The sequence below is a fragment of the Pseudomonas sp. TWP3-1 genome (assembly GCF_049896625.1).
GTDB lineage: Bacteria > Pseudomonadota > Gammaproteobacteria > Pseudomonadales > Pseudomonadaceae > Aquipseudomonas.
Window position 1 is genome coordinate 60,277 of sequence record NZ_JAFCUQ010000020.1, and the last position, 25,632, is coordinate 85,908.

Here is a 25,632-nt window from a genome sequence, read left to right on the forward strand (position 1 = left end):
CTGCTTATTCTTCGCTGGTGTGCACTTTGCGGTGCAGGATCGCCTGGAATTCATCGGCGAAGGTGTAGTAACGGCCCAGCAGGGTTTCGCTGCGGGCAGCAAAACGGTTGTAAGCGATTACCGCAGGGATTGCCGCAAACAGGCCGATCGCCGTAGCGATCAGGGCTTCGGCGATACCCGGAGCCACGGTGGCCAAGGTCGCTTGCTGGGCAGTGGCCAGGCCACGGAAGGAGTTCATGATGCCCCAGACCGTACCGAACAGACCGATGTACGGGCTGACGGAACCTACGGTGGCGAGGAACGGCAGACTCTGCTCGAGCTTCTCTTCTTCACGCGAGATAGCTACGCGCATGGCGCGCGCCACACCTTCCATCACCGCCTCAGGATCAACACCTGGCTGCTGACGCAGACGGGAAAATTCCTTGAAACCGGCACGGAAGATCTGTTCAACGCCGGAATCCGGATCAGGATTGCTGCCAGCCTGGCGGTAGAGTTTGGACAGATCGATACCCGACCAGAAGCGCTCTTCGAAGCTCTCCAGGGCGCGTCGACCGGCGCGCAGCAGATTGCTGCGCTGAAAGATCATGATCCATGAGGTCACCGATGCGGCCACCAGGATCAACATTACCAACTGCACCACGATGCTGGCATTGCTGACCAGGCTCCACATGGAGGAATGGTCGACGACGTTAGCTTCCACGCTTTATCTCCTGCTTTGAGTGTGTACCCGGGCCGACCGCGCTGGCGAAAGCCGCACGCAAGTCTTCGGGAAGGGCCCGGGGTTTCAAACTGTCGGTGCGCACGCAGGCCACCAAAAACTGCCCTTCGCAGAGCAGCACATTATCCGTCGCCCGCCTGACCTGCTGTTTAAAGCGCAGGCTGGCACGGTTCAATTCGATTACTTCAGCGCTTACCAGAAGCTCGTCGTCCAGTCGCGCCGGCGCGTGGTAACGCGCTTCGCTGGAATGCACGACAAACAACAGATCCTCCCCTGCCAACTGCGATTGGGCAAAGCCCAGTTCACGCAGCCGCTCGGTTCGAGCCCGTTCCATAAACTTGAGGTAATTAACGTAATACACGATGCCGCCCGCATCGGTGTCCTCGTAATAAACGCGACAACGATGTGCGAACGGCTCTAACCCGTTTTGCGCGCGCATACTCTAGTGCTTACTCCTCGGGTTGCCAATCCAGCCAGGCAACTGTTTTTCATCGATCTGCGGCTTTATCGCGAAAGTACCGTCGTCGGACAGCACAAACCCGGAATAAATCGGCACGCAATGTGTATTAATCGTCCGCAGCATCGAGAAACTCGTCTACCACGGGCATCTCGCCCATTCGTGTCGGAATGTTTAAACCAAAGTGCAGATACGCGTGACGAGTCACGACCCGGCCGCGCGGTGTGCGCATGATGTAACCCTGCTGGATCAGGTACGGCTCGAGCACGTCTTCAATGGTGTGGCGCTCTTCGCTGATCGCCGCCGCCAGACTGTCGATACCCACCGGTCCACCGTCGAATTTTTCGATCATGGTCAACAGCAGTCGCCGGTCCTGATGATCGAAACCGTGTTCGTCGACATCCAGCAGGTTCAACGCCAGATCGGCAACGGATTTGGTGATGTGGCCCTTGGCGCGGACTTCGGCAAAATCGCGCACCCGACGCAACAAGCGGTTGGCAATACGCGGCGTACCACGCGCGCGACGCGCGATCTCGAACGCACCTTCCGGATCCAGCGGCAAGCCAAGAATGCTCGCCGAACGACTGACAATGGTCGACAGATCGGCGGTGCTGTAAAACTCCAGACGCTGGACGATGCCAAAACGGTCGCGCAACGGGTTGGTCAACATGCCCGCCCGCGTAGTTGCGCCAACCAGAGTAAACGGCGGCAGATCAAGCTTGATCGAACGCGCCGCCGGCCCTTCACCGATCATGATATCGAGCTGAAAATCTTCCATCGCCGGATACAGCACTTCTTCGACGATTGGCGACAGGCGATGGATTTCATCGATGAACAGCACGTCATGCGGCTCAAGATTGGTCAGCAGCGCGGCCAGATCACCCGGCCGCTCGAGCACCGGGCCCGAAGTGCTCTTGATCGACACGCCCATTTCCTGGGCGATGATATTCGCCAGCGTGGTTTTACCCAGACCCGGCGGGCCGAAGATCAGCGTGTGGTCAAGGGATTCGTTGCGCCCGCGCGCAGCCTGGATAAACAGCTCCATCTGCTCACGAACGGTCGGCTGGCCGATGTATTCGGCCAGGCTGACGGGACGAATCGCCCGGTCCTGGACTTCTTCGCGCTCACGCGGTGCAGGCGTGGCGGTGATCAGACGATCAGCTTCAATCACTTAAATCATTCCCTTCAGGGCGCGTCGGATCAGGTCTTCGCTGCTCAGGTTTTTATCTTTTATCGCGGTAATCGCCTTGCTCGCTTCCTGCGGCTTGTAGCCCAGGGAGACCAGCGCGCTGACTGCATCGGTTTCGGCGGTGTTGACTGGCGCCGGGCCGTCGGGCTGGTTCGGCACCAGCGCGAACATCGCGGGCACGGTTTCCCAGGCTTTGAAGCGATCCTTCAACTCGACCAACAGGCGCTCGGCGGTTTTCTTGCCCACGCCCGGCACCTTGGTCAATGCCGAAGTGTCCTGAGACTGTACGCAACGCACCAATTCGTCGACTTCCAGGCTCGACATCAAGGCGAGGGCCAATTTCGGCCCGACACCATTGAGACGGATCAACTCGCGAAAAAAGTCTCGCTCACGCTTGCCGGAAAAACCATAGAGCAGTTGCGCGTCTTCGCGTACGACCAAGTGCGTGTGCAGGGTCAGCGGTTCGCCGACCGACGGCAGGCGATACAGGGTGGTCATCGGCACTTCGAGCTCATAGCCGAGGCCGTTTACATCGAGAATCAGGTGCGGTGGCTGTTTTTCAGCCAGAGTGCCGCGCAAGCGTCCAATCACGTTTCAGATCCTTGAGCGTTGGCCAGCCGTGGGCTGGCGACTGTCGGAACAAGGGTTTCAGGCCGACGACCCAGGCGCGAAACCCGCATTCCACAAATTTGATTGCTGATGCTATCAGAGACGCAGGCGCCCGCCACGACTGCGTGCCGCTCCCAGACCATGCGGCAACAGACTGGAACGGGTGTGCGCGTGACAAATGGCAATCGCCAGGGCATCCGAGGCGTCGATTTGCGGTTTGCTGGTCAGCTTGAGCATGTGCATGACCATCATTTGCACTTGTTCTTTATTGGCGGCGCCGGTGCCGACCACCGCTTGCTTGACCTGAGTCGCGGTGTATTCAGCGATCTCCAGGCATTCCTCGGCACCGGCAACGATGGCCGCGCCACGGGCCTGACCGAGTTTCAGCGCCGAGTCGGCGTTCTTCGCCATGAACACTTTTTCGATGCCCATGGTCACCGGGCCGTAGGTCTGGATGATTTCGCGCACGCCGCGATAAACGATTTGCAGACGATCAGGCAGCTCGCCGGCGCCAGTGCGAATGCAGCCCGAGGCTACGTAAATACAACCGCCACGCCCGGTATCACGTACCACGCCATAACCGGTAATGCGCGAACCGGGGTCGATACCAAGAATTAAAGTCATAACGCCTGCGGAATCGAAAAAAACACCAACTTCAATACAACCAATAACAACTGTGGGAGCTGGCTTGCCAGCGATGACTATGTATCAGGCGACATCATTGCCAGATGTGCCGACGCCATCGCTGGCAAGCCAGCTCCCACATTGAATCTAGTCGCTGTTAACCGAGCTGCGCAGCCACTTCCTCGGGAATGTCCGCGTTGGAATAGACGTTCTGCACGTCATCCAGGTCTTCCAGCATGTCGATCAGCTTGAGCACCTTCTCAGCGCCTTCCAGATCCAGCTCGGCGCTAGTGGTCGGCAGCATGACGATTTCCGCGTCATCGCCCTTGAAACCAGCGGCTTCCAGCGCGTTACGCACCGAATAGAACCCGGCGAACGAAGTGAACACTTCGATCGAACCGTCTTCATGGGTGACCACGTCGTCGGCATCGGCTTCCATCGCCGCTTCGATCAGCGCGTCTTCATCAACGCCCGGCGCGAAGGAAATCTGCCCCTTGCGCTCAAACAGATACGCCACCGAGCCGTCGGTGCCCAGATTACCGCCGCACTTGCTGAACGCATGGCGCACGGCCGCTGCGGTACGGTTGCGGTTATCGGTCATGCACTCGACCATCACTGCCACGCCGCCCGGGCCGTAGCCTTCGTAGCTCAGCTCGACCATGTCGTCGGTGTCGGCAGCACCGGCACCACGGGCGACTGCGCGATCAATGATGTCGCGGCTCATGTTCGCACCGAGAGCCTTGTCCAGCGCCAGACGCAAACGTGGATTGGAACCCGGATCACCGCCACCCTGACGGGCCGCAACGGTCAGCTCACGAATCCACTTGGTGAAGATTTTGCCTTTCTTGGCATCCTGACGTTCTTTGCGGTGCTTGATGTTCGCCCACTTCGAATGACCCGCCATAACTCGCTCCGAATTCTCTTTGAAACGTTGCCCGCCCTGCGCTTGCAGCGGCCGGCAAACAAAAAATCTCGACCGTTTTCAGTCTCTACAGAAAGAAAAAAGGCGCATCCGAAGATGCGCCTTCAGGCCCGTGTTACTCAGCCTTTGGCGTTTCGCGCAAACGAATGTGCAATTCGCGCAATGCCTTGGCATCCACCACACCCGGCGCTTGCGTCATGACGTCGGCAGCACTCTGGGTTTTCGGGAAGGCGATCACTTCACGGATCGACTGGGCGCCAGTCATCAGCATCACCAGACGGTCGAGACCGAAGGCCAGACCACCATGCGGCGGCGCGCCGTATTTCAGGGCGTCGAGCAGGAAGCCGAATTTCTCTTCCTGTTCTGCTTCGTTGATACCCAGCAGACGGAATACCGCTTGCTGCATTTCCTTGCGGTGAATACGGATCGAACCGCCACCCAATTCAGTGCCGTTCAGCACCATGTCGTAGGCACGCGACAGAGCGCCGGCCGGGTTGGCTTCCAGTTCGTCTGGCGAGCACTTCGGCGCGGTGAACGGGTGGTGCAGCGCGGAGAAGCTGCCGTCGTCGTTCTCTTCGAACATCGGGAAGTCGACAACCCACATCGGTGCCCACTTGCAGGTCAGCAGGTTCAGGTCGTGACCGAGCTTGATACGCAGCGCGCCCAAGGCCTCGCTGACGATCTTGGCCTTGTCGGCGCCGAAGAACACGATGTCGCCATCAACTGCACCCACGCGATCAAGGATGGCGTTGAGGTTTTCCAGCGGAATGTTTTTCACGATCGGCGATTGCAGACCGTCAACACCGGCAGCGCGCTCGTTGACCTTGATGTAAGCCAGGCCCTTGGCGCCGTAAATGCCGACGAACTTGGTGTAGTCGTCGATCTGCTTGCGCGGCATGCTCGCCCCGCCTGGAACACGCAGTGCGGCGATACGGCATTTCGGGTCGTTGGCCGGGCCGCTGAACACTTTGAAATCAACTTCTTTGAGCTGATCGGCAACGTCTACCAGTTCCAGCGGAATACGCAGGTCCGGCTTGTCGGAACCGTAGCGGCGCATGGCTTCTTCGAAAGTCATGTGCGGGAATTCGCCGAATTCCAGATCCAGCACTTCCTTGAACAGGTTGCGGATCATTTGCTCGGTCAGGCCCATGATCTCTTTTTCATCGAGGAAACTGGTCTCGATGTCGATCTGGGTGAATTCAGGCTGGCGGTCAGCACGCAGGTCTTCGTCGCGGAAGCACTTGGCGATCTGGTAGTAACGGTCGAAGCCGGCAACCATCAGCAGTTGTTTGAACAGCTGCGGCGATTGCGGCAGGGCGAAGAACGAACCGGCGTGGGTACGGCTTGGCACCAGATAGTCACGCGCACCTTCAGGGGTGGCACGGGTCAGGATCGGCGTTTCCACGTCGAGGAAGCCGTTCTCGTCGAGGAAGCGACGGATGCTGGTGGTCATGCGCGAACGCAGACGCAGTTTCTCGGCCATTTCCGGGCGACGCAGGTCGAGGAAGCGATAGCGCAGGCGGGTTTCTTCACCCACGTCGGAGAACTCGTTCAGCGGGAACGGCGGGGTTTCCGACTCGTTCAGCACTTCCAGCTCGTAACCCAGCACTTCGATCATGCCCGACGCCATGTTGGCGTTGGTCGCACCGGCCGGACGCAGACGCACCTTGCCGGTGATCTTCACTACGTATTCGCTGCGCACGCGATCGGCGGCGGCGAAGCTCTCGGCGCGATCCGGATCGAATACCACCTGGGCCAGACCATCACGGTCACGGATATCGAGGAAAATCACCCCGCCGTGGTCGCGGCGACGGTGAACCCATCCGCAAAGGGTAATTTCCTGACCTTCCAGGCTTTCGTTCAACTGGCCGCAATAATGGCTGCGCATCATGGTAGTGGTTCGCTTCTCGTAATTCGAAATTCGGTGGAGATCCCGCCGCACTCAAGCACTGTGCGACATGCAGGAGCTCGCGCGTGTCGTTTGACCTGGGTCTGAACCCTAGTCAGATTTGTTGCCACCGGCCAGATTCTTCTTCGTGCCGGTCTTGAAATCGGTTTCGTACCAACCGCTGCCGCTCAGGCGAAAGCCGGGCATGGACAGCATCTTCTTGAGCTCTGGCGCCTGACAGGCAGGGCAGTCGACCAGTGGGGAATCGCTGATCTTTTGAATGGCTTCCAACTGATGACCACAGGAAGCACATTGGTAATCGTACATCGGCATGGAGGTGTCTCGGCGATCAGATTGCTGCCGCATGCAGGGTCGCGCGGCGAAAGGGCGAGATTATATCCATTAAATGCGGCCTGTGCAGCCGCAAGACTGCACAGGCCGTCGTGTTATTCGCTGTGCCGTGCAGTGCCCGCCGCAGAATCCTTGAGGCCATGCAGCACACACACCACTCGCACCAGACCGCTGAAGTTTTTCACGCCGCCATGGCGCAGATGTACTTCACGATCCACCCGCGACAGCAATGTGCCGATCGAACAGCAATGGTCATGCGCCATGCTGTGCAGAATATTCCAGTACACCTGCTCAAGTCGCATGCAGGTGGCAAAACCGTTCAAACGCACCGACCGTGATAAAGGCCGGATCAACCCCATGTCGAACTCGCCGAGAAACGGCTCGCCCGACATGCTCCGCTGCGATTCGACAACCCTGTCACTTCGCCTGTCTCCATCTGCCATATCGTTGACACTCCTTTGCCATCGCTACTGGTTATCAAGGCAACATCCAGTGGCCTCATTAAAAGCGCAGCGGCAAAGGGTTAGCCAGATGACTTTATGACCATCTGCGTAGGATAAGCCAACAGAACATGGCGGATCATGGAGCGCGCAACTCGCTTCCGAGTTTCCTACAGAAGCCGTTGCTTTTTCCCGGCGTAGAAACAGAAATCGGCAGCAGCGCACGAACAGCATCTGTTCATGCGCCAAGGGCCGTCAGCCTTCGAGCAGCGCGCGCAACATCCACGCGGTTTTCTCGTGAACCTGCATGCGCTGGGTCAGCAAATCGGCTGTCGGCTCGTCGCTGACCTTGTCCAGCAGTGGAAAAATGCCCCGTGCAGTGCGAGTGACTGCTTCCTGGCCGGCGACCAGTTGCTTGATCATGTCCTCGGCACTCGGCACGCCCTCCTCTTCTTTAATAGAGGACAGGCGCGCGTAGGTCGAATAAGCGCCCGGCGCCGGGAATCCGAGTGCGCGAATGCGCTCGGCGATTGAATCCACCGCCAGCGCCAGTTCGTTGTATTGCTCCTCGAACATCAAGTGCAAGGTGCGGAACATTGGCCCCGTGACGTTCCAGTGGAAGTTGTGGGTCTTCAGATACAGCACATAGGTGTCCGACAACAGCCGCGACAGCCCTTCGACGATGGACTTGCGGTCTTCTTCGCTGATACCGATATCGATTGCCATGCTTACCCCCTAGAGGCGATTGAATTTCTTCCAACAGGTGCTGACCCACTCTAGCAAGGCAATCGGCGCCTCGCAGCCCCAAATCGGGGCGATAGCTGCGACAAATCGACCGACTATCTACCAACCGCCAACCAACCATCTGCCACTGGCCGGGCTGATTTGAGTAGCTGCGGGCTTTGCTGTTAAATAGGCAGCGTGTCGCCAGGCCTTTTTTCTGGGCTTTTGCGCATAGGCTGATGCCGGGCACGTGTCCAACGCCTCTTTATTTTTCTCGAAGCGAACCGTGCGCCTTCAGCTCTTCCTTGTGAGCCGTCATTAACGTGAGCCAATAAAATGTTGAAAATCGTCCACCTGCTAATGGGCGCAGCGGCTTTGCTGCTGTCGTTCATACCTAGCTTGAAATCCGAAGCACTTCCTTACCTGCAACAACCCGATGCACTTTACCTGGCCTTTTTCGGCCTGCTGAACCTGGTCCTCGCTCCAGTCATCCCTTACTGGAACAAAGGTCCTCGCCAGCATCTGCAAAATCTGGTCAGCGCGCTGTTGGTGCTGACTGTCGTCCTGCAGACCCTGACACTGATCGCGCCAATGCCGGAAATCGCCGGCCAGCCAGCAGTGTTGTTCAGTCTGATCATTGCCCTGGTTGCCGTGGCCCTGCACCTCGCCGCCAGTTTCTACCGCTCTTCACCTGCGGCCGCAGCGCAGAACTACGACATGACCAACCGTGATACCGGTACGGTCAAGTGGTTCAACACCTCGAAAGGCTTCGGCTTTATCTCCCGGGATTCCGGCGATGATATCTTCGTGCACTTTCGCGCCATCCGTGGCGAAGGCCACCGCGTACTGGTCGAAGGCCAGCGCGTGGAGTTCTCGGTGATGAACCGTGACAAAGGCCTGCAAGCCGAGGACGTGATCGCCGCCCTGCCGCGACGCTGATCCAGGCTGCAAAAAAACCGCGAACAGCCTGGCTGTTCGCGGTTTTTTTATGGCGGGTGATAATTCAGTAGTGCGGCGGCGGTGCGTCTTCTTCGAAAACCCCGAACCCGCCGGAAATCTCTTCCTGACGCTTGAGCAGTGCAGCCATCTGCAACTGCAGGCGATCAACCACCCGTTGTTGCTCCACCAGCACGTCGTTCAGCGACTGAATGGTGTCGTCCTGAAATGCCAGACGGCTTTCCAGATCATTGACGCGTTGTTCAAGACTCATCACTCAATCCTCCGCAAAAGTGCAAACGTCAGCCAGCACCTGACGCAACTGTTCGCGAATCACCGCTACCTGCTCGGCGCTGTACGGCTTGGCCGGGGACTTGCCCCAGACCGGCGCAGGCCATGCGGCGTCGTCGCGTTTGCGCACGATCACATGCATATGCATCTGACTGACGACGTTGCCCAGGGTTGCGACGTTCATTTTGTCAGCATCGAACAAATCCTTGAGCACCTCGGCCAGCGCCGTGGTTTCTTGCCACAGCTGCTGCTGGTCGGCGACATCCAACTGAAACAACTCGCTGATATCTTCGCGGCGTGGCACCAGGATGAACCACGGGTAGTTGGAGTCGTTGGACAGCAGCAGTCGGCACAGCGGGAAATCACCGATGGTCAGCGTGTCCTGTTGAAGTCGTGAATCTAAAGCAAACACTGCATGCACTCCTGGCCGATCTACATTAAACAGTTTGCCGGCGTTCCTCGCGGACAGCCGGCAAACCTCAGGATGGCAGCATACCTTCGAATGACCAGAGCTTCACGACCAACGCACCGGCGTCGATTTATCCGACGCTCCGAGCTGGACCATTTTCGGCTCTCGCGCACCAACACCGAACCCGCGCGACCTCTGAGCCAGCCAAAATGATCAGCCAACAGCGCCCGGCCCTACGTCACCACATGGCCCGACTGTGTGAATTCGGTATAGCGGGAAAAAATTTTTGCACCAAAACCGCACAGCGCGTCTACGCTCAGTGCGTCGGGCATCCGCCAAATACTCACCTGTGGGGTGAACCGGTAACGCTTTTGGTTGTCACGCGGTTTTCCCAGGAGGGACAACACCATGGCATCGATGGCGTCAAGCCCAGACCAAAAGGGACATGGAACCCAGTATTTATAAGGTTTTTACAGCGACAGGCAGCCTGCAGAAAAAATAACCGTGAACAAATCATGGTTTGTGCACGCTTGTTGCATTCATACCCATATGGACTATAAGCGCACCACGGGAAGTGGTGGCCTTTAGCCCCAAAAGAACAGTGGCAGGGTTGCCCGATGGAGATTCAAGTGTTTTGCCAGGGACTCTTTTTTACTGATGCCAAAAGCTCGGAAAACAGCGATAAAGTTGTGAATCCGGTTGCATCGGAACTGTGAATTTGCGACATCTACCCAACCATTTGCGACAGCGTCGTAAAGAAGCTGAAAGGTTAGATTAGCAAGTATCGCCAACATGGTCGGCGTGATATAAGTTTGCGCCGACACAAAAAGAAAGAGCCGCCCAGATAATAAAACAGGTGGGACGGCAGTACTCTTCTAAAAACCAAAGGAGCAAATCACGATGCGCGTGATGAAGTGGAGCATGATCGCCCTGGCTGTTGCAGCAGGCACCTCGCAGTTCGCAGTAGCGTCTTCTCAAGACGAATCCAAAGGCTTCCTGGGCGATCAAAGCCTGAAGCTGAAGACTCGTATGGAATACATGAACCGCGACTATAAAAACGGTGCAGGCAACAGCACTTCCGGCACTTCCGGCTATCGTCAGGATACCGGTGTCAGCCAACTGCTGACTTACGAATCGGGCTTCACTCAAGGTACCGTCGGCTTCGGTCTCGACGCCATGGCCATGGGTTCGGTGAAACTGGACGGCGGTTCGGGTCGCCGTGGTAACGGTCTGTTCGCCAACGACAGCGACGGCAACCCGGAGAAATCCCAAGGCAAGATCGGCGGCGCAGTGAAATTCCGCGTATCCGACACCGTTCTGAAATACGGTCAGCAATTCGTTGCCAGCCCGGTCTTCGCAACTGACGACAGCCGTATGCTGCCGGAAGTCGCCACCGGTACTCTGATCACTTCGAAAGAGATCAAGGGTCTGGAACTGAGCGCAGGTCGCTTCACTTCCCTGAGCAAGCAAACCGGCATGGGCCGTGACAGCATCGGCGGTCTGCCTGATGAAAACGGTTTTGGCGGCAAAGGCCTGACCAACATCAACATCTTCGGCGCCAGCTACGCTTTCACCGACAACTTCACCGGTGCAGTGGCTGCTTCCGACGCTGACGACTACTTCAAGAAGTACTACGTCAACCTGAACTACACCTTGCCAATCAACGACGACCAGTCGCTGAACTTCGACCTGAACGGCTACCACACCAAAGGCGACAGCCGCGGTGATCTGGTTGACGCGATCGGCGACGGCACCACTGGCGTAGACAACAACCTGTGGTCCCTGGCTGCTGCTTACAGCATCGGTGCTCACAAGTTCACCCTCGCCCACCAGCGCTCCAGCGGCGACAACGCTTACTACTATGGCGTTGACGGTAACAGCACGATCTTCGTTGCCAACTCCATTCAGATCTCCGACTTCGTGGGCCGCGACGAGCGCTCCTGGCAAGCTCGCTACGACCTGAACATGAAAACTTACGGCGTACCTGGCCTGAGCTTCATGACCCGTTACGTAATGGGTGACAACATCACCACCAACGGCCTGGGTGAAGGCAAGGAAAACGAGTGGAACGCCGAGTCCAAGTACGTGATCCAGGAAGGCCCGGCCAAAGACCTGTCGTTCCGTCTGCGTTACGCCATGTACCGTTCGAACGGTGCTTACAGCGGTTACTCGTCTGACAACAACGACACTCGTCTGATCGTTGAGTACCCACTGAACATCCTCTAATAGGGATATCCAGCTGACGTACTTTAGAGCACTGCTCTGAAAAGAACCGCTCACCCGATAAAGGTGAGCGGTTTTTTTACGCCAGAAGTTTGAGTCTCCGATTCATTACCTGCCAGACGCGCAACAATAGCCAGCTATCTATTAGCCAGCAAACATTCCTGTAACGTATAAAAAAACCCAAGAGTGCGAACAGCTCTTGGGTTTTATTATTGAAACTGACCTGGAAGCCAAGTATCAACATTGTTACTAAATGGCAGGTTCCTGAACTACACGAATCACCCGCTGCGGAAACGGAATATCGATACCGGCAGTTTTCAAACGGTCGCGCGATTGTTCGTTAAACATGAACATCACATCCCAGTAGTCTGCAGTTTTAACCCACACACGCAGGGAAACAGTGATCGAACTGTCGCCCAGTGTCGAGATAACCGCCTGCGGCGCCGGATCTTGCAGAACACGCTCATCGTTGGCCAGATCCAGCAGCACCTGACGGGCCTTTTGCAGATCGGCTTCGTAATCTACACCCACATCGAACACAACCTTGCGGGTCGGCTGACGATTGGTGTTGGTGATGATGCCGTTCGACAGATTGCCGTTGGGCACGATGATGGTCTTGTTATCGCCGGTACGCAGCACGGTGTGAAAAATCTGGATGCTGTCGACAGTACCCGACACGCCCTGCGCTTCGATCCAGTCACCGATACGGAACGGACGGAACAGCAGAATCAGCACGCCGCCAGCGAAGTTCGCCAGGCTGCCTTGCAACGCCAGGCCGATAGCCAGACCAGCCGCACCAATCGCTGCAACGAACGAAGTGGTTTCAACGCCGATCATCGACGCGACGCTTACAATCAACAGCACTTTGAGAATGATGTTGGCCAGGCTGCTGATAAAGCCTTGCAGCGCCAGATCGGCATTGCGCAGGGCCAGCAGGCCGCCGAGCTTGTTGGTGACTTTGTTGATCAACCACCAGCCGATGGCCAGGGTAAGGACGGCCAGCAGCACGCGGCTGCCGTATTCCATGATCATCGGAATCCACGCTTGGGACGCCTTGACCAGGTTGTCGACCTCAGTATTCAAATCCATGTTCTATCTCCTGATTTCCGGCCATTCGGCGCACGAAAAAAAACGGCAGAAAACCGCCGGGGGTCCCGCAGGGTCCGCGGATAATACTTAGTCGCGGAAGTTGTTGAACTGCAGCGGCATGCCGAATTCCTTGGCCCGCAGCGCAGCGATGGCTTCTTGCAGGTCATCACGCTTCTTGCCGGTCACGCGCACTTGCTCGCCTTGAATAGCGGCCTGCACTTTGAGCTTGGCGTCCTTGATGTGGCCGACGATTTTCTTCGCCAACTCCTTGTCGATGCCTTCCTTGAGCACGGCGTCCTGCTTCATCAGTTTGCCCGATGCGTAGGCGTCCTTGACCTCAAGGCACTGCACGTCGATCTTGCGCTTGACCAGGGCCAGCTTGAGGATTTCGATCATCGCTTCCAGCTGAAAGCCGGCTTCAGCGGTCAGGCTGACGGTCAGGTCCTTTTCCTTGAATTCGAAGCTGCCCTTGCCTTTCAGGTCATAACGACGATCGAGTTCCTTCACGGCGTTCTCGACCGCGTTGGTGAGTTCGTGTTTGTCCAGTTCGGATACCACGTCGAACGACGGCATGTAATCTCTCCAATAAAAAGGCGCGCTGGTTGCACACGCAGCGCGCTTGGCTTGCGGTTAAAATCGCGCTCATTATAACGGGTCTTTTCCCGTCGACACGGCGAGCCGCACATGCCTTCCATCACTCGAGCGAAAAACTGATGTCCACTCCCTGGCACATTCTCGGCGCCGGCAGCCTCGGTACGCTGTGGGCCACACGTCTGGCGCGCGCCGGATTGCCGGTTCGCCTGATCCTGCGCGATGCCCAGCGTCTGCAAAGCTATCAAGCGGCCGGCGGTCTGACGCTGGTGGAACACGGCCAAGCCAACACATACGCCATTCCCGGTGAAGTGCCCGCCAGCCCGCAACCGATCCGTCGCCTGTTGGTGGCCTGCAAGGCTTACGACGCTGAACGCGCAGTCGCCAGTGTGGCTCATCGCCTGGCGCCGGATGCCGAGCTGATCCTGCTGCAAAACGGTCTTGGCAGTCAGGAAGCAGTCGCCGCACGGGTCCCGCACGCGCGCTGCATCTGCGCCTCCAGCACCGAAGGCGCATTTCGCGACGGCGACTGGCGCGTGGTGTTCGCCGGTCACGGTTACACCTGGCTGGGCGACGCGGCACATCCCGTCGCACCGATCTGGCTGGAGGACCTGGATGCGGCGCAGATTCCCCACGAATGGAGCACCGACATCCTCACCCGACTGTGGCGCAAACTGGCGCTCAACTGCGCGATCAACCCGCTGACAGTGCTGCACGATTGCCGCAATGGCGGCTTGCAGCAACATCAGTGCGAAGTCGCCACCTTGTGTGCGGAACTCAGCGATTTGCTTGAGCGTTGCGGGCAACCGGCAGCGGCGCAGAATCTGCAACAGGAAGTAGAACGGGTCATTCAGGCCACGGCGGCGAACTTCTCGTCGATGTATCAGGACGTGGCCAACCAGCGCCGCACGGAAATCAGCTATCTATTGGGCCATGCCTGCAAAGTCGCCGCGCGGCATGAGCTGAAGCTCGCGCATTTGCAGCAATTGCAGCAGCGCCTGATCACGCATCTGCAACACCTCGGATTGCCCAGCGACTGAGCAGCGGCTACGCTGGCCACTTGTTCCTTAGCTGCGATAAACCTGATGCCATTGCGCCAGCGTCTCGAAAACCTGCCGGTCGGCCAGAAACTGCTGGCCGCCCTGCTGGTGCTGTTGACCACCGTTCTGCTAGTGGCCAACCTGACCTTCATCAGCGCCGCCTATTACATCTCCCAGGAAAGCATGGCGCCACAGGCGCTGCAGACCATTGGCCGACTGATCTCGAATCCGAGTCTGGTGAGTGAGGCGTTGCAGTCGCCGCAGAGTGCGGATCGCCTGCTCAAGGAACTCAACAGTTATTCGCCACTGCGCGCCGCCGCGCTGTATGACGGCAAGGGTGAGCGCCTGGCGCAATTGCAGCACGGCGATCAGCTCAAGCTGCCGGAGCGCTACCGGCATATCGAAGCCTGGCAACTGACCGAGTTTCGTACCAATCAGGTGATCACCTTGCCCCGCCCCGGCACCGCGCCGGGCCACTTGTTGCTGGTGGCCAGCAGCGAACTGCCGATGGCGTTTTACACCGGCACCCTGACTGCGAGTCTAGGAATTCTGATCTTCAGCGTGCTGTTGTGGCTGGTGATCGCGCGGCAGATCAAACGCCTGATCACCCGGCCGATCCATCAACTTGAAGAGCTGTCACGTCAGGTGACCCGCGAAGAAAACTACGCACTGCGCGCCTCACGCGGCAACCATGACGAAATCGGCAGCCTCGCCGAAGCCTTCAACACCATGCTCTCGCGCATCGAGGCTCGCGAGCAGCAGCTCAAACGCGCCCGCGATGATTCGCAAGCCGCTTACGATCAGGCGCAGGGATTGGCTGAGGAAACCCGCCACACCAACCGCAAACTAGAGCTGGAAGTCCAGGTGCGGAGCAAGATCGAGAAGAAGCTCACCGGGTTCCAGAACTACCTCAACAGCATCATCGACTCAATGCCCTCGGCGCTGATCGCCCTCGACGAGCAGCTCTATGTCACTCAATGGAATCAAGAAGCCAGCGCCCTCTCCGGCACCCGCCTCGACGAAGCGCTGAACCAGCCGATCTTCCTCGCCTTCGAGCCGCTCAAGCCGTTCTTGCCGCAGCTCAAGGAAACCGTCGAGCAACACACGGTGGCGAAAATCGAGCGCGTGACCTGGTTCAAGGACGACGAACCGAAGCATTACGCGCTGACCTTCTACCCGCTGATGGGCGGTGCCGGGCGTGGCGTGGTGATTCGTATCGATGACATCACCCAGCGCCTGTCGCTGGAAGAAATGATGGTGCAGTCGGAAAAAATGCTTTCGGTTGGCGGCCTCGCAGCGGGCATGGCTCACGAGATCAACAACCCGCTCGGGGCGATCCTGCATAACGTGCAGAACATCCGCCGTCGGCTCTCGGCGGATCTGCCGAAGAACCTCGAAACTGCCGAGCAGTTGAGCATCGAACTGGACACGGTGAATACCTACCTGCAAGCGCGGGAAGTGCCAAAACTGCTCGACGGCATTCAACAGGCTGGCGCGCGGGCGGCGAAAATCGTTACGCACATGCTCAGCTTCAGCCGCCGCAGCACCCGGCAAATGGCCCCGTGCGATTTGCCGGCGCTGATCGATCAAGCCGTGGAAATCGCCGGCAACGATTTCGATCTGGCGATCGGTTTCGACTTCAAGGGTCAGGCGATCATCCGCCAGTTCGACCCGGCACTGGGTCCGGTGCCGGGCACCGCTAACGAGCTGGAACAAGTGCTGCTCAACCTGCTGAAAAACGCCGCGCAGGCGATTCATCAGCGCGCAGACGAAAGCGAACCGGGGCGGATCATTTTGCGCACCAAACTCAATCCACCGTGGGCCGAGATTCAGGTCGAGGACAACGGCATCGGCATGAGCGAGAGCGTGCGCAAGCGTACCTTCGAACCGTTTTTCACCACCAAGGAAATCGGCCAGGGCACCGGGCTGGGCTTGTCGGTCTCGTATTTCATTATCACCAACAATCACAAGGGCCAGATGGAAGTGCAGTCCGCGCCCGGTCAGGGCACGTGTTTCACGTTGCGCCTGCCGCTGAGCCAAGCGGCGCCCATCGTTCCTGAAACCAATCAACTACCGAGGTAACCCATGGGCTTTCGCCTGTCGAAGATCTACACCCGCACCGGCGACAAAGGCGAGACCGGTCTTGGCGACGGCCGCCGCGTGCCCAAGGATCACCCGCGCATCGAGGCCATTGGCGAAGTCGATACGCTGAACAGTCAGGTCGGCGTGTTGCTGGCCGGGTTAATTGTCGAGCGTGAGACGTTCCCCGGCTTGAATGAGCTGATCGATGTGTTGGCGCCGTGTCAGCATCGCTTGTTCGACCTTGGCGGCGAGTTGGCGATGCCCGAGTATCAGGCGCTGAACGTTGCCGAGATCGAACGGCTGGAAGTGGCGATTGATTTGTGGAACGAAGAGTTGGGCCCGCTGGAGAATTTCATTCTGCCGGGTGGCTCGATGCTGATTGCCCAGGCGCATGTGTGCAGAAGTCTGGCGCGCGGAGCCGAGCGTCGCTGCCAGCATTTGAATGCGCTGGAGCCGTTGGCCGGGGTGGGTTTGGCTTATATCAATCGGCTGTCGGATTTGTTGTTTGTGGCGGCGCGGCTGATTGCGCGGCGGCAGGGGATTGCGGAGATTTTGTGGCAGCCGGCACTAAAACCTGCAGATAAGTAGCGTCTGCACCGACGCCATCGCTGGCAAGCCAGCTCCCACAGGGTTTTGCGGTGAACACATGCTTTGTGAACACCGCCGCTCACTGTGGAAGCTGGCCTGCCAGCTCCCACAGGTTTTTTCGGTGAACACCAGTTTTGTGTACGACCGAGAATCCTGTGGGAGCTGGCTTGCCAGCGATGAGGCCAGTAGCCTCACTCAGCCCTTGGGCCAGAACGCGCGAATCCCCGCCACACCCTGAGCACCAACGCCCCAAGCCTTCTCACGCTCCGCCGGGCCAACCCCACCCAACACAAACACTGGCTTGCTGAACCCTTCAATCAACGCCTGAGCCTGCTCCCAGCCCAACGGCTGTGCGTCCGGATGAGTCAATGTCGGCAGCACCGGCGACAGGGTGACGAAATCCACACCCATCTGCTCGGCCAGCGCCAGTTCTTCGGCGTTATGGCAAGAGGCTGCCAACCAGCGCCCGGCCGGCAGTGGACGACCCGCCGCCGCATGCTTGCGCAGTTGCGCCGAGGTGATATGCCAACCAGCGGAGGGGAAATCCCCAAGCCATTCGAACGGGCCTTTGATCATCAACTGTGCTTTGCCGGCACACAGACCCGCCGCATCCACCGCGAGGTCGCGGTACTTCGGATCGTAGCCGTTGGGTGCGCGCAGCTGGATCAGTTTGATGCCGTCGGCAATCGCCTTCTGGATGCCGCGCAGCAAGGCCGGGGTTTCCAGATCTTCCGGGGTGATCAGGTATTCGGCGGGCAACCGTGCAGCCGCGACGATTGGCTGATTGGCCGCCGGGAATTCATAGTCGCCCAGCGCTCGAGCGGTAACCCAGGCCAGTGGCTGGCCTTCGGCACCGTGCGGCTCGCCGGTAAAGTGCGAGACTTCCCAGACATCCAGCAACACCTGTTTGTCCGGGTAATCGTGCTGCACCTTGATCAGCGGCCGGGCAGCACCGACGACGATGCCCAACTCTTCGTGCAGCTCACGGGCCAGCGCGGTTTCGACGGACTCATCCGCTTCGACCTTGCCGCCAGGGAATTCCCACAGACCGCCCTGATGCTGAGTGTCGGCACGGCGGGCGATCAGAATCTTGCCGCTGCTGTCACGAATGACGGCGGCGGCGACGTGTACACGTTTCACGGCTGCAACTCCTCCAGTCCGGCCTTCTGCCAGGCCTTGAAGGCTGGCCATTGGTAGATGGTTTCAACATAGGCTTCGTCGACTGCTGGCAACTTCACCTGATAAGTGCGCAGGCGCACGGCAATCGGGGCGAAGAAGGCGTCGGCCAGTGTCGCGCGGCCGAACAGGAAAGGCCCCGGTTCGTTGGCAGCGGCGCGGCATTCAGCCCACAACGCGAGCATGCGTTCGATATCAACCTTTACTTCTGGCGGCACTGGACTCAGCGGTGCATCGCGGCTCAGGTCGAAGGGCATGTGATTGCGCATGGCGAAGAACCCGGCGTGCATCTGCGCACAAGCCGAACGCGCTTGGGCACGAGCGCCGATGTCGCTTGGCCAGAGACCGGTGAACTGTTCCGCCAGATATTCGGCAATCGCCAGCGAATCGGCGACGGTGCCGTGTGCGGTTTTCAGCAGCGGCACTTTGCCGGTCGGCGAATGCTTGAGCAGTTTCTCGCGGGTGTCGGGCTTGCCGAGTTTGATCAGTTCTTCGGTGTAGGCAGCGCCGGTCAGCTCCAGCGCCAGAGCCGCGCGCAGAGACCAGGAGGAAAGCAGTTTGTCGCCGATGATCAGGTGCAGGCTCATGGTTGGGATGCCTTTTTTGACAGAGTAACAAGCCAGAATCTCTAGCGTTTGTTCGTGCGTCATCGCGGGCAAGCCCGCTCCCACAGTGATCGCGTCGTACACATGATTTACTTACAACGCTGAACCTGTGGGAGCGGGCTTGCCCGCGATGGGATCCACTCGGTCTTACGTACGGTACTCAGCGTTGATCTTCACGTATTCATGCGACAGGTCGGTGGTCCAGATGGTTTCGCTGCACTCGCCACGACCCAGCTCGATGCGGATGGTGATTTCTTCCTGCTGCATCACCGCCGAGCCCTGGGCTTCGGTGTAGGTCGCGGCGCGAGCGCCACGGCTGGCGATGCACACATCGCCAAGGAACACGTCGATCTTGCTCACGTCCAGATCCGGCACACCGGCACGCCCGACAGCCGCTAAAATGCGGCCCCAGTTCGGATCGGAGGCAAACAGCGCAGTCTTGATCAACGGCGAGTGGGCCACGGTGTAGCCGACGTCGAGGCATTCCTGATGATTGCCGCCGCCATTCACTTCAACGGTGACGAACTTGGTCGCGCCTTCGCCGTCACGCACGATGGCTTGAGCGACGTCCATGCACACTTCGAACACAGCCTGTTTCAGCTTGGCGAACAGTTCACCTTCGGCGCGGGTGATTTCTGGCAGCGCAGCCTTGCCGGTAGCAATCAGCATGCAGCAGTCGTTGGTCGAGGTATCGCCGTCGATGGTGATGCGGTTGAACGACTTGTTGGCGCCGTCGAGAATCAGGCTGTGCAGCACGTCGCGGGAAACTTTGGCGTCGGTGGCGATGTAGCCGAGCATGGTCGCCATGTTCGGACGGATCATGCCTGCGCCTTTGCTGATACCGGTGACGGTGATGGTCACGCCGTCGTGCTGGAACTGGCGGCTGGCGCCCTTCGGCAGCGTGTCGGTGGTCATGATGCCGGTGGCGGCAGCTTCCCAGTTGTTTTCCGACAGGTCATCCAGCGCCGCTTGCAGCGCGCCTTCGATCTTTTCGACCGGCAGCGGCTCGCCGATCACACCAGTGGAGTACGGCAGGATCTGTTCAGCAGCAACACCGGTCAGCTCGGCCAGTTTGGCGGTGGTGCGCTCGGCGGCAGCCAGGCCCGGCTCGCCGGTGCCGGCGTTGGCATTGCCAGTGTTGGTCAGCAGGTAACGCACGGCATTCTGCACGCGCTGCCTGGCGAGAATCACCGGAGCTGCGCAAAACGCGTTCAAGGTGAACACGCCCGCGACGGTGGAGCCTTCGGCGCAACGCATCACGACGACATCTTTGCGCCCCGGGCGCTTGATGCCAGCCGAGGCGATACCGAGTTCAAAACCGGCAACCGGGTGCAACGTTGGCAAAGGACCAAGACCAACAGCCATGAATGCGCTCCTTACTCAATGATGTCAGCACCGCCAAGCAAAGCGGTGGTGGTTTAAATGGCAAAACGCCGCGACGGCTGAAGCCGGTCGCGGCGCGGGTATTTCAGCGACTGGAACGGGGTTTACTGGATCTGCCCGTGGCAATGCTTGAATTTCTTGCCCGAACCGCAGTAGCACAGTTCGTTGCGGCCCTGGCGCTGTTCGGCACGAACCGGTGCAGCGGCGAGGGCTACATCGACCTCTTCACCGAGCAGTTCCGGTGCTTCCAGGCCTGGAGCCTCGGCGTGTTCGAACTGCATGCGCGCTGCCAGTGCTTCGGCTTCCTGACGCAGGCGTTGCTCTTCGGCTTCCGGATCTTCGCGGCGGACCTGAACGTGCGACAGCACACGGATCGAGTCGCGCTTGATCGAATCCAGCAGCTCGGAGAACAGCGTGAAGGACTCGCGCTTGTATTCCTGCTTCGGATTCTTCTGTGCATAACCACGCAAGTGGATGCCGTGACGCAGGTGATCCATGGTCGCCAGGTGGTCTTTCCACAGGTCGTCGAGTACACGCAGCACGATCTGCTTCTCGAACGAGCGCAGTGCGTCGGCACCGGCCTGGTCTTCTTTCTCGTTGTACGCGGCCATCAGCTCGGTCATGAGCTTCTCGCGCAGGGTTTCTTCGTACAGGTGATCGTCTTCGTCGAGCCATTGCTGGATCGGCAGCGCCACACCGAAGTCGCTCTGCAGCGAAGCTTCCAGACCGGCGACGTCCCACTGCTCTGGCAGCGATTGCGGCGGAATGTGCGCGCTGACAGTGGCGTTGAGCACGTCCTGACGGAAGTCAGCGATGGTTTCGCCAATGTTGTCGGCGGCCAGCAACGTGTTACGCATGTGATAGATCACTTTACGCTGTTCGTTGTTGACGTCATCGAACTCGAGCAGTTGCTTGCGAATGTCGAAGTTGCGGCCTTCAACCTTGCGCTGCGCCTTCTCGATGGCGTTGGTCACCATGCGGTGCTCGATCGCTTCACCGGACTGCATGCCCAGGGCTTTCATGAAATTCTTCACCCGGTCAGAGGCGAAGATGCGCATCAGGCTGTCTTCCAGCGACAGGTAGAAACGGCTCGAACCGGCGTCACCCTGACGACCGGCACGACCACGCAACTGGTTGTCGATACGACGCGACTCGTGACGCTCGGAGGCGATCACCTGCAAGCCGCCGGACTCCAGCACTTGCTGGTGACGCTTCTGCCAGTCGGCCTTGATCTGGGCGATTTGCTCAGGGGTCGGGTTTTCCAGCGAAGCGACTTCAACTTCCCAGTTGCCGCCCAACAGGATGTCGGTACCACGACCGGCCATGTTGGTAGCAATGGTCAGCGCGCCGGGACGACCGGCCTGCGCAATGATTTCGGCTTCTTTTTCGTGGAACTTGGCGTTCAGAACCTTGTGTTCGATGCCTTCCTTCTCAAGCAGACGCGACATGTGCTCGGAGGTTTCGATGGTCGCAGTACCCACCAGCACCGGACGGCCAGAGGCCATGCTTTCCTTGATGTCGTTGACGATCGCCGCGTACTTCTCTTCGGCGGTCAGGAACACCAGGTCGTTGTAGTCTTTACGCGCCAATGGCTTGTTCGGCGGAATGACCATCACGGCCAGACCATAGATCTGGTGGAATTCGAACGCTTCGGTGTCAGCCGTACCGGTCATGCCGGACAGCTTGTTGTACAAGCGGAAGTAGTTCTGGAACGTGGTCGATGCCAGGGTCTGGCTCTCGGCCTGGATGTTCAGTTCTTCCTTGGCTTCGATGGCCTGGTGCAGGCCTTCGGACAGACGACGGCCCGGCATGGTACGACCGGTGTGTTCGTCGACCAGTACCACCTGACCGTCCTGCACGATGTATTCGATGTTGCGGTGGAACAGTTTGTGCGCACGCAGACCGGCATAAACGTGGGTCAGCAGGCCCAGGTTATGCGCCGAGTACAGGCTCTCGCCTTCGGCCAGCAGGCCGACGCCGGTGAGCATTTCTTCGATGAACTGGTGACCGGCTTCGTTGAGTTCGACCTGACGGGTCTTCTCGTCGATGGTGTAGTGGCCAGCCTTGGTGACTTCGCCTTCGACTTCTTCAACGTGCAGTTCCAGCTGCGGGATCAGTTTATTGATCTCCATGTACAGCTTGGAGCTGTCCTCGGCCTGACCGGAAATGATCAGAGGGGTACGCGCTTCGTCGATGAGGATGGAGTCGACTTCGTCGATCACGGCAAAGTTGAGTTCGCGCTGGAATTTTTCTTCCATGCTGAACGCCATGTTGTCGCGCAGGTAGTCGAAACCGAATTCGTTGTTGGTGCCGTAGGTGATGTCAGCGGCGTAGGCAGCGCGCTTCTCTTCCGGTGGCTGGAACGGCGTCACGACGCCGACGGTCAGGCCGAGGAATTCATACAGCGGGCGCATCCAGTTGGCGTCCCGGCGGGCCAGGTAGTCGTTCACCGTCACAACGTGCACGCCCTTGCCGGACAGTGCGTTGAGGTAAACGCCCAGGGTTGCCACCAGGGTCTTGCCTTCACCCGTACGCATTTCGGCAATCATGCCTTCATGCAGGGTCATGCCGCCGACGAGCTGAACGTCGAAGTGGCGCATGCCCATGACACGCTTGCCGGCTTCGCGGGCGACCGCAAAGGCTTCAGGCAGCAGTTTGTCGAGGGTTTCCCCTTTGGCGATGCGGGCCTTGAACTCGGCAGTCTTGGCACGCAATTGATCGTCCGAAAGGGCTACCATTTGCTCTTCGAAGGCATTGACGTGCTGGACCGTCTTGAGCATGCGTTTGACTTCACGCTCGTTCTTGCTTCCAAAAAGTTTCTTTAACAAAGGCGCAAACATATCGGCAGGATCTTCCACACTAAAGGGATGGAGGGCGGCCCCGTGAGTCGCCCGAGCAGCCCTCATGGCCGCATGCGAACGAGCATTCTACCCGGAAACGGTGGTGAGGAAAGTGGCGATGTTCCACGATACTGGCACGGCGCTGTTACGGGGCTCACTTAAAATAGGGGCGTTTTCTTCAACTTCAAGCTGTTTCAGAAAGAAGTTAGTCGTTGATTTAATGAGTAAACCGCCAGCAAAAGCAATGGGCGAGTGAGTTGGAGGCTTTCTGCTAACATGGCGACTCTGTAACTTCAGGTGTTCGATCATGGCATTCCGCCCTCTTACGGCCAAAGCACCCGCCGTTCTGCTGCGCGAAGCCCGGCCGCTGAAAGCCATCTTTGGTCATGCACAACGCCTCGGTCATCTGCAACGTCTGGTCGACAGTCAACTGCAACCCGCCGCTCGCGAACATTGCCTGGTGGCATCGTGGCGCGAAGGTCTGCTGCAACTGGTGGTGACCGACGGCCACTGGGCGACGCGCCTGCGCTACCAGCAAAAACGCCTGCAACGGCAATTACAGATGTTCGACGAATTCGCCAATTTGACGCGAATCCAGTTCAAGGTGCGGCCGCCGACCCTGCAACCGGGAGCGGCGACACACTCGATGGATCTGTCGACGGATGCGGCGGCGACCATTCAGTCCACCGCCGAAGGGATCAGTGATCCGAATTTGCGGGCGGCGCTTGAACGTCTCGCGGCACATGCCAAACCCAAATCCTGAAGCGCAAGATCAAAAGATCGCAGCCTTCGGCAGCTCCTACAAGGATTGCGTTTCATCCGCGGTAATCGGGTGAAATGCAATCCGTTGTAGGAGCTGCCGAAGGCTCGGGCCGCGTTCGGACGAGCTTTAGGTTTTAGCGGCGCTTGCTGCCGCCGAGCAGCGAGCCCATCAAACCGCGCACCAACTGTTTACCCAGTGAATTCGCCGCCTGGCGCATCGCCGACTTGAGCGCCTGCCCGGCCGCCGTGCCGAGGAACTCCCCGGCCTTGTCCGCCAGACTCGGTTCCTCAGCCGCCGGTTTACCCGGTGCCGCTTCAGCCTCCGGCGCCAGTCCTTTACGCCCCATCAGGATTTCATAGGCCGACTCACGGTCAATCGGCTTGTCATAACGCCCCTTGAACGGTGACCCGGCGATCAGCACGGTGCGCTCGGTTTCAGTCAACGGCCCGATCCGTGATTGCGGAGGCGCCACCAGCACGCGCTGGACCATCTCTGGCGTGCCCTTCTCCTGCAAGGTGCCAACCAGCGCTTCGCCGATGCCAAGTTCCGTCAACACCGATAACGCGTCGAACGCCGGATTCGGTCGGAAGCCATCCGCCACCGCACGCAAGGATTTCTGTTCCTTGGCGGTGAACGCGCGCAAACCGTGCTGGATACGCAGACCGAGTTGCGCCAGCACATCATCCGGCAAGTCGCCGGGCGACTGAGTGACGAAATACACACCTACGCCCTTGGAACGAATCAAGCGCACCACTTGTTCCAGCCGTTCCTGCAACGCCTTGGGCGTATCCGCGAAGAGCAAATGCGCCTCGTCAAAGAACAGCGCCAACAGCGGTTTGTCAGCATCGCCGCGCTCCGGCAGTTGCTCGAACAATTCCGCAAGCAGCCACAGCAGGAAGGTCGCGTAGACCTTCGGCGCTTCGTGCACCAGACGACTGGCATCCAGCAGATGAATCCGTCCACGACCATCAGGTGCCGGTTGCAGGATGTCTTCAAGTTGCAGTGCCGGTTCGCCAAACAAGGCTTCGGCGCCCTGCTGTTCCAGCGTCGCCAATCGACGCAACAGCGCCTGACTGGAACCGGTGGTCATCAGCGCCGCATCCTCGCCGAGCATCTGCGGATTGTCCTTGAGGTGATTGAGCAGCGCCTTCAAGTCCTTCAGATCCAGCAGCAACAGCCCTTCGCGATCCGCCACTTTGAACGCCGCGTAGAGCGCCGCTTGCTGGCTGTCGGTCAACTCCAGCAGCGCTCCGATCAGCAGCGGGCCCATTTCGCTCAATGTCGTGCGTAACGGATGACCGGACTGCCCATGAATGTCCCACAAAGTCACCGGGTAGGCCTGTGGCTGATGATTGAGCCACGGCATGCCGGCGATGCGCTCGGCGATCTTGCCTTGTGGATTGCCGGCGGCGCCCAGGCCGCACAGGTCACCCTTGATGTCGGCGGCGAACACCGCCACTCCGGCGTCACTGAACGCTTCGGCCAGACGCTGCAAAGTGACGGTCTTGCCCGTACCGGTCGCGCCGGCCACCAGGCCATGACGGTTGGCCAGGCGCATGGCCTGGGCGATCGGTTGCCCGCCGAGATCGGCGCCGATGATGAGTTGCGATGAGTCAGGCATTTTGTCACCCAATGGTTAATCTTTGATCGAACATGGCCGATAGCTAAAGGTGAGAAACCAGATTGAAAACCAGT

26 protein-coding genes are annotated in these 25,632 nt (G+C 58.9%); 6 read left to right on the forward strand and 20 right to left on the reverse strand.

Features of this window, described 5'->3' with window-relative positions; genetic code table 11:
* Positions 1–4 precede the first annotated feature (4 nt).
* The 10 genes from tolQ to ACP7BN_RS23255 all read right to left on the reverse strand — a co-directional run bounded on the left by tolQ (position 5) and on the right by ACP7BN_RS23255 (position 7,924).
* Positions 5–700, reverse strand: a complete 696-nt coding sequence (tolQ, locus tag ACP7BN_RS23210; protein WP_008147369.1) for a protein TolQ — start codon at positions 698–700, stop codon at positions 5–7.
* Entirely contained in the window at positions 690–1,157 is a 468-nt protein-coding gene (gene ybgC, locus ACP7BN_RS23215) for a tol-pal system-associated acyl-CoA thioesterase (protein ID WP_426206259.1), read from the reverse strand. The genes tolQ and ybgC overlap by 11 nt, the downstream gene beginning before the upstream one ends.
* Positions 1,158–1,284: 127 nt before the next feature.
* Entirely contained in the window at positions 1,285–2,346 is a 1,062-nt protein-coding gene (gene ruvB, locus ACP7BN_RS23220; RefSeq protein ID WP_420646312.1) for a Holliday junction branch migration DNA helicase RuvB, read from the reverse strand.
* Positions 2,347–2,955: a Holliday junction branch migration protein RuvA gene (gene ruvA, locus ACP7BN_RS23225; protein ID WP_420646311.1), complete on the reverse strand. Its 609-nt coding sequence runs from the start codon at positions 2,953–2,955 to the stop codon at positions 2,347–2,349.
* A 114-nt stretch (positions 2,956–3,069) separates the two neighbouring features.
* Positions 3,070–3,597, reverse strand: a complete 528-nt coding sequence (ruvC, locus tag ACP7BN_RS23230) for a crossover junction endodeoxyribonuclease RuvC (RefSeq protein WP_420646310.1) — start codon at positions 3,595–3,597, stop codon at positions 3,070–3,072.
* Between the two features lie 157 nt (positions 3,598–3,754).
* Positions 3,755–4,501: a YebC/PmpR family DNA-binding transcriptional regulator gene (locus tag ACP7BN_RS23235; protein WP_420646309.1), complete on the reverse strand. Its 747-nt coding sequence runs from the start codon at positions 4,499–4,501 to the stop codon at positions 3,755–3,757.
* Between the two features lie 133 nt (positions 4,502–4,634).
* A complete protein-coding gene (gene aspS / locus ACP7BN_RS23240) occupies positions 4,635–6,410 on the reverse strand; it encodes an aspartate--tRNA ligase (RefSeq protein WP_426206260.1) in 1,776 nt (591 codons plus the stop codon).
* A gap of 108 nt (positions 6,411–6,518) precedes the next feature.
* Complete coding sequence (locus ACP7BN_RS23245) at positions 6,519–6,740, reverse strand: FmdB family zinc ribbon protein (RefSeq protein ID WP_426206261.1); 222 nt, start codon at positions 6,738–6,740, stop codon at positions 6,519–6,521.
* A 113-nt stretch (positions 6,741–6,853) separates the two neighbouring features.
* Positions 6,854–7,201 (reverse strand): ribbon-helix-helix domain-containing protein, encoded by a 348-nt coding sequence (locus ACP7BN_RS23250; RefSeq protein WP_420646306.1) that lies wholly within the window; start codon positions 7,199–7,201, stop codon positions 6,854–6,856.
* A 252-nt stretch (positions 7,202–7,453) separates the two neighbouring features.
* Positions 7,454–7,924, reverse strand: coding sequence for a Dps family protein (locus tag ACP7BN_RS23255; protein WP_426206262.1), 471 nt, complete (start codon positions 7,922–7,924; stop codon positions 7,454–7,456).
* A 333-nt stretch (positions 7,925–8,257) separates the two neighbouring features.
* On the opposite strand from ACP7BN_RS23255, the gene ACP7BN_RS23260 reads away from it, so the two are divergent.
* Positions 8,258–8,860 (forward strand): cold shock domain-containing protein membrane protein, encoded by a 603-nt coding sequence (locus ACP7BN_RS23260; protein ID WP_420651203.1) that lies wholly within the window; start codon positions 8,258–8,260, stop codon positions 8,858–8,860.
* A 64-nt stretch (positions 8,861–8,924) separates the two neighbouring features.
* Here the strand turns inward: ACP7BN_RS23260 and ACP7BN_RS23265 are convergent, their stop codons facing one another.
* Together ACP7BN_RS23265 and ACP7BN_RS23270 are read right to left on the reverse strand one after the other, a co-directional pair.
* A complete protein-coding gene (locus ACP7BN_RS23265; RefSeq protein WP_426206263.1) occupies positions 8,925–9,131 on the reverse strand; it encodes a SlyX family protein in 207 nt (68 codons plus the stop codon).
* Positions 9,132–9,134: 3 nt separating this feature from the next.
* On the reverse strand, positions 9,135–9,560 hold the full coding sequence (locus ACP7BN_RS23270; RefSeq protein ID WP_426206264.1) for an HIT family protein: 426 nt from the start codon (positions 9,558–9,560) through the stop codon (positions 9,135–9,137).
* Positions 9,561–10,457: 897 nt separating this feature from the next.
* On the opposite strand from ACP7BN_RS23270, the gene ACP7BN_RS23275 reads away from it, so the two are divergent.
* Positions 10,458–11,783, forward strand: a complete 1,326-nt coding sequence (locus ACP7BN_RS23275) for an OprD family porin (RefSeq protein ID WP_420646301.1) — start codon at positions 10,458–10,460, stop codon at positions 11,781–11,783.
* A 246-nt stretch (positions 11,784–12,029) separates the two neighbouring features.
* Here the strand turns inward: ACP7BN_RS23275 and ACP7BN_RS23280 are convergent, their stop codons facing one another.
* Both ACP7BN_RS23280 and ACP7BN_RS23285 read right to left on the reverse strand, forming a co-directional pair.
* Positions 12,030–12,869, reverse strand: coding sequence for a mechanosensitive ion channel family protein (locus ACP7BN_RS23280; protein WP_426206265.1), 840 nt, complete (start codon positions 12,867–12,869; stop codon positions 12,030–12,032).
* Positions 12,870–12,956: 87 nt separating this feature from the next.
* Positions 12,957–13,442, reverse strand: a complete 486-nt coding sequence (locus tag ACP7BN_RS23285) for a YajQ family cyclic di-GMP-binding protein (RefSeq protein ID WP_007912755.1) — start codon at positions 13,440–13,442, stop codon at positions 12,957–12,959.
* A gap of 140 nt (positions 13,443–13,582) precedes the next feature.
* Between ACP7BN_RS23285 and ACP7BN_RS23290 the strand changes: the two genes are divergently transcribed.
* The 3 genes from ACP7BN_RS23290 to ACP7BN_RS23300 are packed head-to-tail and all read left to right on the forward strand — an operon-like array spanning position 13,583 to position 17,170.
* Positions 13,583–14,500, forward strand: a complete 918-nt coding sequence (locus tag ACP7BN_RS23290; protein ID WP_426206266.1) for a putative 2-dehydropantoate 2-reductase — start codon at positions 13,583–13,585, stop codon at positions 14,498–14,500.
* 45 nt (positions 14,501–14,545) lie between these two features.
* Positions 14,546–16,582: a sensor histidine kinase gene (locus ACP7BN_RS23295; protein WP_426206267.1), complete on the forward strand. Its 2,037-nt coding sequence runs from the start codon at positions 14,546–14,548 to the stop codon at positions 16,580–16,582.
* Positions 16,583–16,585: 3 nt separating this feature from the next.
* Positions 16,586–17,170: a cob(I)yrinic acid a,c-diamide adenosyltransferase gene (locus tag ACP7BN_RS23300; RefSeq protein ID WP_426206268.1), complete on the forward strand. Its 585-nt coding sequence runs from the start codon at positions 16,586–16,588 to the stop codon at positions 17,168–17,170.
* 195 nt (positions 17,171–17,365) lie between these two features.
* Here the strand turns inward: ACP7BN_RS23300 and ACP7BN_RS23305 are convergent, their stop codons facing one another.
* From ACP7BN_RS23305 to ACP7BN_RS23325, 5 genes are all read right to left on the reverse strand, one after another.
* On the reverse strand, positions 17,366–18,310 hold the full coding sequence (locus tag ACP7BN_RS23305; RefSeq protein ID WP_426206269.1) for a Nudix family hydrolase: 945 nt from the start codon (positions 18,308–18,310) through the stop codon (positions 17,366–17,368).
* Positions 18,307–18,933, reverse strand: coding sequence for a glutathione S-transferase family protein (locus ACP7BN_RS23310; protein WP_426206270.1), 627 nt, complete (start codon positions 18,931–18,933; stop codon positions 18,307–18,309). Before ACP7BN_RS23310 ends, ACP7BN_RS23305 begins: the two co-directional genes overlap by 4 nt.
* A gap of 165 nt (positions 18,934–19,098) precedes the next feature.
* On the reverse strand, positions 19,099–20,316 hold the full coding sequence (gene argJ, locus ACP7BN_RS23315) for a bifunctional glutamate N-acetyltransferase/amino-acid acetyltransferase ArgJ (RefSeq protein ID WP_426206271.1): 1,218 nt from the start codon (positions 20,314–20,316) through the stop codon (positions 19,099–19,101).
* 122 nt (positions 20,317–20,438) lie between these two features.
* On the reverse strand, positions 20,439–23,174 hold the full coding sequence (secA, locus tag ACP7BN_RS23320) for a preprotein translocase subunit SecA (protein ID WP_426206272.1): 2,736 nt from the start codon (positions 23,172–23,174) through the stop codon (positions 20,439–20,441).
* Positions 23,175–23,261: 87 nt separating this feature from the next.
* Entirely contained in the window at positions 23,262–23,483 is a 222-nt protein-coding gene (locus tag ACP7BN_RS23325; RefSeq protein WP_426206273.1) for a hypothetical protein, read from the reverse strand.
* Between ACP7BN_RS23325 and ACP7BN_RS23330 the strand changes: the two genes are divergently transcribed.
* Positions 23,482–23,937 carry a DUF721 domain-containing protein gene (locus tag ACP7BN_RS23330; protein WP_426206274.1) on the forward strand — a complete coding sequence of 152 codons (456 nt, stop codon included), beginning with the start codon at positions 23,482–23,484 and terminating at the stop codon, positions 23,935–23,937. The genes ACP7BN_RS23325 and ACP7BN_RS23330 overlap by 2 nt on opposite strands.
* A gap of 133 nt (positions 23,938–24,070) precedes the next feature.
* On the opposite strand, the gene ACP7BN_RS23335 is transcribed toward ACP7BN_RS23330, so the two are convergent.
* Positions 24,071–25,558 carry a helicase HerA-like domain-containing protein gene (locus ACP7BN_RS23335; RefSeq protein ID WP_426206275.1) on the reverse strand — a complete coding sequence of 496 codons (1,488 nt, stop codon included), beginning with the start codon at positions 25,556–25,558 and terminating at the stop codon, positions 24,071–24,073.
* Between the last annotated feature and the right edge of the window lie 74 nt (positions 25,559–25,632).